General features: G+C 71.8%; 13 protein-coding genes and 1 pseudogene. 7 read left to right on the forward strand and 7 right to left on the reverse strand.

The genetic code is table 11. The features are described from left to right. Nucleotides 1–233: 233 nt before the first annotated feature. The 3 genes from VK501_RS00165 to VK501_RS00175 are packed head-to-tail and all read right to left on the reverse strand — an operon-like array spanning nucleotide 234 to nucleotide 2,048. On the reverse strand, nucleotides 234–413 hold the full coding sequence (locus tag VK501_RS00165; protein ID WP_324333398.1) for a hypothetical protein: 180 nt from the start codon (nucleotides 411–413) through the stop codon (nucleotides 234–236). 12 nt (nucleotides 414–425) lie between these two features. Then, nucleotides 426–1,226: a hypothetical protein gene (locus tag VK501_RS00170; RefSeq protein ID WP_324333401.1), complete on the reverse strand. Its 801-nt coding sequence runs from the start codon at nucleotides 1,224–1,226 to the stop codon at nucleotides 426–428. Between the two features lie 30 nt (nucleotides 1,227–1,256). Next, the gene (locus tag VK501_RS00175) at nucleotides 1,257–2,048 is read right to left on the reverse strand and encodes a dienelactone hydrolase family protein (RefSeq protein WP_324333403.1); all 792 of its coding nucleotides are present in this window, start codon (nucleotides 2,046–2,048) and stop codon (nucleotides 1,257–1,259) included. Between the two features lie 32 nt (nucleotides 2,049–2,080). On the opposite strand from VK501_RS00175, the gene VK501_RS00180 reads away from it, so the two are divergent. The 5 genes from VK501_RS00180 (at nucleotide 2,081) to VK501_RS00200 (ending at nucleotide 5,968) form a co-directional block, all read left to right on the forward strand. Beyond that, nucleotides 2,081–2,704: a LysE family transporter gene (locus VK501_RS00180; protein ID WP_324333405.1), complete on the forward strand. Its 624-nt coding sequence runs from the start codon at nucleotides 2,081–2,083 to the stop codon at nucleotides 2,702–2,704. A gap of 280 nt (nucleotides 2,705–2,984) precedes the next feature. After that, nucleotides 2,985–3,503, forward strand: a complete 519-nt coding sequence (locus VK501_RS00185; RefSeq protein ID WP_324333407.1) for an Rrf2 family transcriptional regulator — start codon at nucleotides 2,985–2,987, stop codon at nucleotides 3,501–3,503. 34 nt (nucleotides 3,504–3,537) lie between these two features. After that, nucleotides 3,538–4,308, forward strand: coding sequence for a Fe-S cluster assembly ATPase SufC (sufC, locus tag VK501_RS00190; RefSeq protein ID WP_324333409.1), 771 nt, complete (start codon nucleotides 3,538–3,540; stop codon nucleotides 4,306–4,308). Between the two features lie 8 nt (nucleotides 4,309–4,316). Beyond that, nucleotides 4,317–5,528 carry a SufS family cysteine desulfurase gene (locus tag VK501_RS00195; RefSeq protein ID WP_324333411.1) on the forward strand — a complete coding sequence of 404 codons (1,212 nt, stop codon included), beginning with the start codon at nucleotides 4,317–4,319 and terminating at the stop codon, nucleotides 5,526–5,528. Nucleotides 5,529–5,530: 2 nt separating this feature from the next. Further along, entirely contained in the window at nucleotides 5,531–5,968 is a 438-nt protein-coding gene (locus VK501_RS00200) for an iron-sulfur cluster assembly scaffold protein (protein ID WP_324333413.1), read from the forward strand. A 26-nt stretch (nucleotides 5,969–5,994) separates the two neighbouring features. Here VK501_RS00200 and VK501_RS00205 read toward each other — a convergent pair whose 3' ends face one another. The 4 genes from VK501_RS00205 to VK501_RS00220 form a co-directional block, all read right to left on the reverse strand. Beyond that, nucleotides 5,995–6,213 (reverse strand): amphi-Trp domain-containing protein, encoded by a 219-nt coding sequence (locus VK501_RS00205; protein WP_324333415.1) that lies wholly within the window; start codon nucleotides 6,211–6,213, stop codon nucleotides 5,995–5,997. Continuing rightward, nucleotides 6,213–7,550: a diacylglycerol/lipid kinase family protein gene (locus VK501_RS00210; protein ID WP_324333417.1), complete on the reverse strand. Its 1,338-nt coding sequence runs from the start codon at nucleotides 7,548–7,550 to the stop codon at nucleotides 6,213–6,215. Before VK501_RS00210 ends, VK501_RS00205 begins: the two co-directional genes overlap by 1 nt. A gap of 196 nt (nucleotides 7,551–7,746) precedes the next feature. Then, a complete protein-coding gene (gene typA, locus VK501_RS00215; protein WP_324333419.1) occupies nucleotides 7,747–9,609 on the reverse strand; it encodes a translational GTPase TypA in 1,863 nt (620 codons plus the stop codon). 57 nt (nucleotides 9,610–9,666) lie between these two features. Continuing rightward, nucleotides 9,667–10,068: a hypothetical protein gene (locus tag VK501_RS00220; protein ID WP_324333422.1), complete on the reverse strand. Its 402-nt coding sequence runs from the start codon at nucleotides 10,066–10,068 to the stop codon at nucleotides 9,667–9,669. An 87-nt stretch (nucleotides 10,069–10,155) separates the two neighbouring features. Between VK501_RS00220 and VK501_RS00225 the strand changes: the two genes are divergently transcribed. Together VK501_RS00225 and VK501_RS00230 are read left to right on the forward strand one after the other, a co-directional pair. Then, nucleotides 10,156–10,473, forward strand: a complete 318-nt coding sequence (locus tag VK501_RS00225) for a non-heme iron oxygenase ferredoxin subunit (RefSeq protein WP_324333424.1) — start codon at nucleotides 10,156–10,158, stop codon at nucleotides 10,471–10,473. A 3-nt stretch (nucleotides 10,474–10,476) separates the two neighbouring features. Next, a pseudogene (locus tag VK501_RS00230) lies at nucleotides 10,477–11,043 on the forward strand (Fe-S cluster assembly protein SufB); the annotation flags it as partial.

Here is an 11,043-nt window from a genome sequence, read left to right on the forward strand (position 1 = left end):
TTCAACCGCGCGCCCTCCTCGGGCGAGAGCGCACGGACAAACACCTCCGCGGGACGCATCGCTACCTCCATCGGTCGTGATGAAGCCCAATTCGCCACGCACGCCGAGTTTCCGGTCAAACATTCATGGCCGACCCACTAGGGGTGCCGTAGGCGGCCAGCGAGGCCGAGGCCCACGATGGCCAGCCGTCGCCGCCGGAAGTGGGTCCCCCGTCGCGACAGCGACACAGTCTCCTACGGCGTGCGGGTGTCTTCGCCGCCCTCGAGGTACTCGAGGTTGTCGGCGCGCTCACCGGCGGACTGCGCGGCCGCGAAGCCGATGAGCCCGTGCAGGAGCAGCGGGAAGATCACGAAGAACACGATGACCAGGCCGAAGGTGGCCTTGAACGGGCTCAGGGCGAGGATGAGCGACATGCGAACGCGATCTTACCGCGGGCGCGGGCACCCGCGCGGGGCGACGCTCCCGCTGCGCGGCGGGAGCCGGATGATGCGCTGGCCGAGGTTGTTGTCCTCGTGCTCCTCGACCAGCTCCCCGAGCGGATCGGCCCGGTGCACGAACGCGAAGCAGCCGCGCAGGCCCGTCACGCTGATCCAGTTCTCGTGGTAGCCCGACGGGTAGATGTCGGCCCAGCCGGGGGACACGCCGAGCCGCAATGCCTGGCGCCCGTAGGACTGGCTGCACGCCGGGTACACGCGGCCCTTCGGCGTGCGCGCCCACGACCGCACGCGCCGCAGGTCGCGGAAGCAGTACGACAGCTTCGGCCCGGTGCGCACCATCTCCCCACGCGTACCGTCGGGGCTCAGCGTCCACAGCTCGAAGCGCGCCGCGCGGTAGTACTTCCAGTAGTGGCCCTGGCCGGGGATCGCCTTGAAGTAGATCCAGCCGGCCTCCGGGAAGTACACCGGCTGACCGGTTCGCGTCCGGACGACCTGCGTCGCCGTCGCGAAGCGCGGCAGCGACGGGCTCTTGGTCCCGAGCAGCTCCAGCGGCCCGGCGCCGACGTTGACGATGTGGTTGGTCGCCCGCAGCCGAACGGCCTTGCCGGCGCGCTGCACGCGCAGGTCCGAGGGCGGCGCCATGCGCAGGTCGGGGCACTGCAGCGCCAGGAACGGGTCGTTGCACGGGTTGGTGTCGAGCGGATCCAGCGCCGTCTGCTGAGCGCGCGCCGAGGCGGTGAGCAGCAGCGCGCCGAGCAGCGCGACGAGGAGGGCACGACGGACCGTCATGGCCGCGGCAGTCTGCCTGACCGCGGGCACCTATGCGTGCGCTCGGGCGCCCACGCCGTCCAGGAAGCCGAGGGTGCGGCGCCACGCGTCCTGCGAGGCGTCGGCGAACTCGTCCTGCCGGCGGTCGAAGAACGAGTGCGGCGCGCCCGGGTAGACCACGATCTCGTGCTCGACGCCGGCGCGCTCGAGGCTGGCGGCGAACGTCTCGCGGTCGCGCTCGGGGATGCCCTCGTCGGCGCCCCCGAACAGGGCGAGGACCGGCCGGACGGCGCCGGCGGCCGTGTCGCGTGGCGACGGGATCCCCAGGCGCTCGCCGTTCAGCCCGCCGTAGAACCCGACGACCGCGTCGAGGTCGAGCTCCGCGTGGGTCGCCGCCAGGAACGACTGCGCGCCGCCGAAGCAGAACCCGACGGTGACGAACGAGGTGGCGCCCGTCCGCTCGCGCAGCAGCGCGATCGCCGCTGCGACGTCGGCCTGGACCGTCTCGGGCGACGTCTCGCGCACGTGCGGCCAGTAGTCCCAGTCGTTCGGGCGCTCACCCGTGTCGGCCGTGCGGCCGAAGTAGTCGATCGCGACCGCGTGGTGGCCGGCCTCGGCGAAGCGCTCGGCCAGCTCGACGTAGAAGCGGTAGAGGCCGCGGACGTCGGGCAGGATGATCACAGCGGGATCGTGCGCCTCGCCCGAGGTCGCCAGCGCGGCCGAGAACCGGGCGCCGTCGGCCGAGGTCAGCTCGAGCTGCTCGGCGGCCGCGCCGCCGGCCATGCGCGGCACGACGAGGTCGGCGGGCAGATCGGGCGGCAGGGCGTCGCGGTCGAAGCACATGTCGGGCTTGATCCCCAGGAGATACTTCCGCCATGCACGTCCTGGCGCTCGGCTTCGGCCTCGGCTTCGTCGTCGCCGCGGCGATCGGGCCCATCTCGCTGCTGTGCATCCGCACCGTCCTGCGCGGCGCCCTGCCGGCCGGCATCGCCATCGGCGCCGGCGCCGCCGTCATCGACGCGACCTACGCGCTGCTCGGCGCGATCGGCGCCGGCCGGCTCCTGGAGATCGACGGGCTGCGCCTCGCGCTCGGCCTCGTGGGAGCGGCCGTGCTGGGGCTGCTCGCGGCGCGCACGCTGTGGTCGGCGTTCCGCGTGCGCCTCGGCGGCGAGAGCCTCGAGGAGGTCGCCACGCCGCGCCGGGCGTTCCTGACCTCGCTGGCGGCGACCGCCTCGAACCCGACGACGATCCTCTCGTGGGCCGCCGTCTTCGCCGCGGCCTCGACCGCCTCGGCGGTCCACGGCACGGGGGAGACGCTGCTGCTCGTGGCGGGCGTCGGCTGCGGCACGCTGACCTGGTTCACCGCGCTCTCGCTCGGCCTCTCGGCGATCCGGGCGCGCGCCGGCGACCGGCTGCTGGCCGCCGTCGACGTCGGCTCGGGCCTCGGCCTCCTGGCGTTCTCGGGCGCGCTGGGCATCAAGGCCGCGCGCGACGCCTGAGGGCAGGCGCGCCGGCCGAGCCGGTGCGGGGCGCACCGGGCGCTCATGGATGCCGGTGCGCTTGCGCTTCCCCTTGGCGAGCGTTGCTGTCCTCGATCCCGGACCGCGCCCGAGGCGCGTCCCACGCCTGCACCGGACGCCACGGCGCCCGACGACCCGAGACACCGGTCTGGGTGCCGGCACTCCTCATGCGCCCACGACGCCAGTCCACGGACGCCGGCACGCCGCAACGGAAATCGCCCGCGAAGGTTCTCCGACCTACACGGTAGGATTACCCTTGATGATCTTCACGACCAAGGCGGAGTACGGCGTGCGGCTCCTCGTCGAGCTGGGTCGCCAGCACGACGGCGCCGGCGGCGCGGGCGGGCCGATCCCGGTGTCGCTCAAGGCGATCGCCGAGGCCGAGGAACTGCCCCTTGCCTACCTCGAGCGGATCGTCGCGCTGTTGAAGAAGGCCGGCCTCGTCGAGGCCACGCGCGGCGCGCACGGGGGCTACCGCCTCACGCGCGAGCCTGCCGAGATCCACATGGACGAGGTCGTCCTGGCGCTCGAGGGCGTCGTGGCGCCGATGACGTGCTTCGTGGCCGAGGACGGTGCGTCCTCGCACGGGCGCGTCGTCTGCAACCACGAGGCCGACGCCGGTCACGGCTGCGCCACGAAGCTGCTGTGGACCCGCGTCCAGGGCGGCGTCGTCAAGGCGCTCGCCCAGACGACGCTCGCCGAGCTCGTCGCCTTCTCCAACCGCCCCCCGCAGAACCAGATCGCCACCGCTGTGCACGACGCCACCGCGGTGGCCTGAGCCTCCGAACCCGAAACGAAGACTGACTAACCACATGGCCGCCGAACTCGAGATTCGCAACCTTCACGTCCAGGCCGGGGACAAGCAGATCCTCAAGGGCCTGGACCTCACCGTCAACCCGGGCGAGATCCACGCCCTGATGGGCCCCAACGGCTCGGGCAAGTCCACGCTCGCCAACGCGATCATGGGCCATCCCGGGCTCGAGGTCACCGAGGGCCAGATCCTCTTCCAGGGCAACGACATCACCGAGGCCGATCCGGACGAGCGCGCCCGCGCCGGCCTGTTCATGGCCTTCCAGTACCCCGTCGCCATCCCCGGCGTCACGATCACCAAGTACCTGCGCATGGTCCTCAACGCGCACCGCGAGGCCCGCGGCGAGGAGGAGATCTCGCTCAAGGACTTCCGCAAGACCGTCGAGGCCGCGATGGAGCTGACGAACGTCCCGCGCGAGTTCGTCGCCCGCTACCTCAACGACGGGTTCTCCGGCGGCGAGAAGAAGCGCCTCGAGATCCTGCAGCTCGCGCTCCAGCAGCCGGCGATGGCCGTCCTGGACGAGACCGACTCCGGCCTCGACATCGACGCCCTGAACGTCGTCGCCCACGGCGTCAACACGGTGGCCAAGGACTCCGGCATGGGCGTCCTGATCATCACCCACTACCAGCGGATCCTGCACCTCGTGGAGCCGTCGCGCGTGTCGATCATGTTCGACGGGCGGATCATCAAGGAGGGCGGCTCGGAGCTCGTCGAGCAGCTCGAGCGCGAGGGCTACGCCAACATCAAGGAAGCGGCCGGCGTCGGCGCCTAGGACACATCATGGCCGCCACCGCCCAGCTCGACGTCCGCGCGCAGTTCCCGACGCTCCAGCGTGAGGGAGTCGCCTACCTCGACAGCGCCGCGACGTCCCAGACGCCCGACGCCGTCCTGGCGGCGATGGACGACTACTACCGCCACCACCGCGCGTCGGTGCACCGCGGCACCTACCCGCTGGCCGCCGAGGCGACGGACCTGTTCGAGGGCGCGCGCACCCGGATCGGGCAGTGGCTGAACTGGCCCGCGCGCGACACGGTGTTCACGCGCAACGCCAGCGAGGCGCTGAACGTCGTCGCGCACGGCTGGGGCCGGCGCCACGTGGGCCGGGGCGACCGCATCCTCGTCACGCGGATGGAGCACCACTCCAACTTCGTGCCGTGGTGGATGCTCGCCAAGGAGGTCGGCGCCGAGCTGGTCGAGGTGCCGATCGACGCCGGCGGCGTCCTGGACCTCGACGCGCTGGACCGCCTGCTGCCCGGCGCCAAGGTGCTGGCCGTCGCCCACGTCTCCAACGTCGTGGGCACGATCAACCCGGTGGCCGACATCGTGCGCCGCGCCCGCGCCGCCGGCGTCGTGACCGTCGTCGACGGCTCGCAGGCCGTGCCGCAGATCCCGGTCGACCTCGGCGCGATCGACGCCGACTTCTACGCCTGGACCGGCCACAAGGCCTACGGCCCGACCGGCGTCGGCGTCCTGCACGGCCGCCACGACCTGCTGCTCGACACCGAGCCGCTGATCGGCGGCGGGCACATGATCTCCAGCGTCTCGTTCGAGGAGGTCCGCTGGGCCGCGCCGCCGTCGCGCTTCGAGGCGGGGACGTCGGCGATCGCCGAGGTCATCGGCCTCGGCGCCGCGATCGACTGGCTCTCGGACCTCGGCATGGACGCGGTTCGCGCCCACGAGGCCGAGCTGACCGGCTACGCGATCCAGCGGCTGAGCGAGGTGGAGGACGTGACCTTGCACGGGCCGCGCGACGTCGAGCAGCGCGGCGCCCTGATCTCGTTCGCGCTGAAGGGCATCCACCCGCACGACGTGTCCGAGATCCTCGGGCGCCGCGGCGTGTGCGTCCGCGCCGGCCACCACTGCGCGCAGCCGCTGATGCAGCACCTGGGCGAGTCCGCGACGACGCGCGCCTCGTTCGCCGTGCACACCACCCGCGAGGAGGTCGACGCGCTCGTCGACGGGCTCGCCGAAGTGCAGAGGATCTTCGCCTGATCATGGACGACCTGTACCGCGAGGAGATCCTCCAGCACTACAAGCGGCCCCACAACTGGGGGCCGATGGAGGCGCCGGATCTCGAGGCCGAGGACCACAACCCGCTCTGCGGCGACCAGCTCAAGGTGATGCTCAAGGTCGACGGCGACGGCAAGGTGCAGGAGGTCCGCTTCGAGGGCCACGGCTGCGCCATCTCGCAGGCCTCGGCCTCCATGGCCTCCGACGAGGTCAAGGGCATGCCGGTCGACGAGCTGCTCAAGCTCGATCGCTCCTTCGTGCTCGACCTGCTGGGCATCGACATCAGCGCGACGCGCATGAAGTGCGCGCTGCTGTCGCTGAAGGTGCTCAAGGCCGCGGGCCTCGGCCACGAGGTCGACTGGGAGCCCGAGACCCCCGAGGCGTCGGCTCCCGCGTCACCCGCCGAGCGCGACCGGGTCTAGGGGGTGCGGGGCGCTCATGCCCCTCCTCACCAGGTCAGCTCGATCTCCAGCTCGCGCTTGTCGTCCTCGATCTCGAGCTCGATCTTGAGCTCGACGGTGTCGGGGACGTTGACGGTGAAGCGCATCCCGCCGCGCTCGAACTCGATCTCGTTGTGGCGTGCGAGCATGTCGGCGAGGTTGTGCAGCCGCGTCGCGATCTCCTCGCGGCTGAGGCGCTCCTTCTGCTCGACCTCGAAGATGTCCATCAGCTCTCCTTCGTCATGGGTTCGGTGGGCAAGGAGGGAAGCGGCTCGCCGGTCGCGGCGGGCACGGGGTCGCGCCCGGCGGCGATCCGGGCCAGCGCGCGGGCGCTCTGCCCGACCCCCTCGGGCAGCATCGCCGACGGCGAGGCACCGGGATGCCGGTGCGCGATGCGCACGCGCAGGACGCCGGGGCGGATGTGGAAGCGCAGGGGCGGCTCCAGCTGGACCGCCTCGCCGTCGATGCCGGCGGGCACCGGGTGGTCGGCCTCGACCTCGAAGACCGGCGCGGTCCACTCCCGCCACGGTCGCTGCGGCCGGCGTCCGCCCTCGCCGGGCCCGACCGGGGCTCCGGCGATCGTGATCCCGAGCCGCCCGTCGTCGATCCTCGGCCGCGTGCCCGAGCCGACCGCGTGGCCCAGCCGGTAGCGGTTGTTGGAGACCAGGATCGCGGCTCCCGAACCGTGCTCGTGCCCGCCGGGCCCCGTCCACCGCAGGTCGAGCCCGGTCCCGTCGGGTCCGAGCATGTCGGGCACGGTGTCGAGGATGGTTCGGAGCTTGGCGTCGCGGTAGCCCTCGCGCTGGACCGCGTCGGCGTAGAGGCCGAGCGAGACGTTGTTGACGAACACGCGCCCGTTGACGTCCGCCAGATCCACGCGGCGCTCGCCGCCGTCGACGAACGCGTCGAGCGCGCCGACCACGTCGTCTCGATCCACGCCGAGGTCGAGCGCGAAGTGGTTGCGCGTGCCCGCCGGCACGCAGGCGTACGGCAGGTCGAGCTCCGCGGCGATCTCGGCCACGACGGCCTGCGAGCCGTCGCCGCCGGCCATCGCCAGCCCGTCGGCGCCGCCGGCGACCGCGTCGCGCACGAGCTGCTCGAGGTCCCACGGCGGGCCGAGCTCGATCGGTTCGATCCCGCGCGCCCGAGCTTCGTCTGCCAGCGCGAACCGCTCGGCCTTGCCGCCGCCGGACTTGGGGTTGAAGAACAGCACCGGCCGCCGGGGCGCCGGCACCTGGGGGAGGTGGACGCGGACGCCGAACGCCACCCGCGCGCAGGCGCCGCCCAGCACGAGCGCGGCGACGACCAGCAACTGCTCGAGCAGGCGGTCGCCCACCAGCAGGAGGATCGCCGCGGCGAGCCCGAGCGCCCCGACCGACAGGCCGGCGACGCGGAGGGGGCCGCGCCGCAGGACGCCGTACCAGGCCGCGGCGGAAGCGAGGACGAGGCAGGCGAGTGCGATCAGGCCGCGCGGGAACTCCTGCACCGCGACGACGACCGCGAGGCCGAACCCGGCGAAGCCGAGGAGAAGCGCACCGATCGCTGCGGTCTGCCGCATGCTCATGGAGGATCCTTCATCCGTGGCGCAGGTCCCGGTCGCCCGTCACGTGCGCACGCCGGCCTCGAGGTCGTCTCCGTCGCGACGTAGCGCCGATATCGCTCACGCTGTGCACCTCGAGGAGGCTCACCGAAGCCGGCGTCGCGGGCATCACCCGAAACGCATGACGCGCCCCGGCCGACGCCCAGCGGCCGCTCGCGTCCTACTTCGGCGCGGCGCCGGCCTTGGCGCGGCGGGCGGCCTTGACGCGCTCGTTGGGGTCGAGCATCCACTTGCGGATGCGGACCGCCTTCGGCGTCACCTCGACGCACTCGTCCTCGCGCAGCCACTCCATCGCCTGGTCGAGCGAGAGGCGCTTGGCGGGCACGAGGCGCTCGAGCTCGTCGGCCGTCGCGGAGCGCACGTTGGTGAGGTGCTTCTCGCGGACGATGTTGACCTCGAGGTCGTCGGCGCGCGAGTTCTCGCCGACCACCATGCCGTTGTAGACCTCGTCGCCCGGGGCCACGAAGAGCTGTCCGCGGTCCTGGAGCTGGAAGCACGAGTACGACGTGACGGCGCCGATGCGGTCCGACACCAGCGCGCCGGTCGGACGGGTGCGCAGCTCGCCGTGCCACGGCTCCATGCCGTCGGAGACGGAGTGCGCGATGCCCGTGCCGCGCGTCTCGGTGAGGAACTCGGTGCGGAAGCCGATCAGGCCGCGGGCGGGGACGCGGTAGTCCATGCGGACCCAGCCCGTGCCGTGGTTGCTCATCTGCTCCATGCGGCCCTTGCGCAGCGCGAGCATCTGGGTGACGACGCCGACGTAGTCCTCGGGCACGTCGATCGTCATGCGCTCCATCGGCTCGTGGATCGCGCCGTCGATCTCGCGCGTGACGACGCGCGGCTGGCCGACGAGCAGCTCGAAGCCCTCGCGGCGCATCGTCTCGACGAGCACCGCGAGCTGCAGCTCGCCGCGGCCCTGGACCTCCCAGGCGTCGGTGCGCCCGGTCGGCTCGACGCGGATCGAGACGTTGCCGATCAGCTCCTGGTCGAGGCGCGCCTGGATCTGGCGCGCGGTCAGCTTGTTGCCGTCGCGGCCGGCGAACGGCGAGGTCGACGTGGCGATCGTGACGCCGATCGACGGGTCGTCGACGTGCAGCACGGGCAGCGGGCGCGGGTCGTTGACGTCGGCCAGCGTCTCGCCGATCGTGACGTCCAGCAGGCCGGCGACGGCGCAGATCTCGCCGGGACCCGCCTCGTCGGCGGGCACGCGGCTCAGGCCGTCGGTGACGAAGAGCTCGGTGATCCTGCCCCGCGTGACGGTCTCGCCGTCGGCGCGACACCAGCCGATGTCGCCCTTGCGGATCGTGCCCTGGCGCACGCGGCAGATCGCGAGGCGGCCGAGGTACGGATCGGCGTCGAGGTTGGTGACGAGCGCCTGGGCGGGATGCTCGGGGTCGTAGGACGGCGGCGGGACCGTCTCCACGAGCAGGTCCAGCAGCGGCTTCAGGCTCTCCCCCGGAGTCGTCTGGTCCATCGAGGCCGTGCCGGCCCTGGCGTTGGTGAAGACGATGGGGAACTCGAGCTGCTCCTCCTGGGCGTCGAGGTCCAGGAAGAGCTCCTCGACCTCGTGGACGACCTCGTCGATGCGGGCGTCGGGACGGTCGATCTTGTTGACGACCAGCACGACCGGCAGCTTGCTCTCCAGCGCCTTGCGCAGCACGAAGCGCGTCTGGGGCAGCGGGCCCTCGGAGGCGTCGACGAGCAGCAGCACGCCGTCGACCATCGTGAGGCCGCGCTCGACCTCGCCACCGAAGTCGGCGTGCCCGGGCGTGTCGATGATGTTCAGCTTGGTCTCGCCGTACTGGATGGCGGTGTTCTTGGCGAGGATCGTGATGCCGCGCTCGCGCTCCTGGTCCATCGAGTCCATGACGCGATCCGTCAGCGTGGCGCCCTCGCGGAACGTGCCCGCCTGGCGGAGCATCGCGTCGACCAGCGTGGTCTTGCCGTGGTCGACGTGGGCGATGATGGCGACGTTGCGCAGGTCGTCGCGGGTGGCGGTGTTCTTGACGGCGGTGGCGGGCATTCCCGCCAGAGGCTAGGGGGTCGCGCCCCAGGCCGACCTCGTGCCCCCGCGCCGGCCTCACGCCTGCTGCGCCGCCCGATGGGACGCGCGCTCGATGCCGCGGTGGTGGAAGAACGAGGCGAAGGCGCCCGCCACCGAGGTCACCACGACGATCGCGTAGAGCTCCAGGAAGACGTCGAGGATCTTGCCGCCCGTGGTCAGCGGGTTGGGGAACTGCGACGAGACGGTGAGCATCTGCGTCGTCGTCCAGAACAGGGCGTTGCCGAACGTGGTGATCTCGCCGTGGTGGCGCTCCAGGATCCACGCGAGGACGGCCGCGAGCAGGTCCAGCGCGACGCTGACCAGCGTCACGCCCATGATCCGGCTGCGCAGGTCCGCGTGCGCCGGGGTGGCCGCCCGCACCGTCATGCCGACGCCGCGGAGGACCCGGCGGACGGGACGACGGTGATCGGCGGCCATGGGAGCGAGTGTCCCGGGTCTGCCGGACAGGGGCCTCGCCGCCGTGCTCGGTACAATCCCTCCTACGAAAGTCGGATTTGAACACCGTTGCCTGAATCCATCGACATCTGCCCCGTGAACGAGCTCCCGCCCGGCGCCATGCGCGTCGTGGAGTGGGACGAGCTCGAGATCGCCGTCGTCAACTGCGCCGGCACGCTGTACGCGATCGAGGACCGCTGCTCACACGACGACGGACCGCTGGCCGAAGGCGTGCTGTACGAGGACGACTGCACCATCGAGTGCCCCCGCCACGGCTCGCTGTTCGACCTGCGCACCGGTGCCCCGAAGACCCTTCCTGCCTACGAGCCCATCGAGACGTTCCCGGTGCGCATCGACGGCGACCTGATCAAGCTGGAGGTCGAGTAGCCCATGGCTGCCACGCCCACTCCCACGCCCGAGTCCACCAAGACCCTCACGCCTGAAGAGGCCTCCCTGCGCAACCTCGGCTCCGATTACACGGAGCGCTACGGGTTCCACGACGCGGAGAACTACCTCTACAAGGCGCCCAAGGGCCTGAACCGCGAGATCGTCGAGAAGATCTCCGAGTTCAAGAGCGAGCCGCAGTGGATGCGGGACTTCCGCCTCAAGGCGCTCGAGTACTTCCTCGCCCGTCCGCAGCCCACCTGGGGCAGCCCGATGCTGGCCGACGTCGACTACGACGACATCCACTACTTCGTCCGTGCCTCCGAGCGCTCCGAGCGCTCCTGGGACGACGTGCCCGAGGACGTCAAGAAGACGTTCGACCGCCTGGGCATCCCGGAGGCCGAGCGCAACTTCCTCGCCGGCGTCGGCGCGCAGTACGAGTCCGAGGTCGTCTACCACCAGGTCAACGAAGAGCTCGAGAAGCAGGGCGTGATCTTCACGGACATGGACACCGCGCTCCGCGAGCACGAGGACCTCGTGAAGGAGTACTTCGCGACGATCATCCCGCCGAAC

This window comes from Baekduia sp., assembly GCF_035318805.1.
In the GTDB taxonomy this organism is placed as follows: Bacteria; Actinomycetota; Thermoleophilia; order Solirubrobacterales; family Solirubrobacteraceae; genus Baekduia.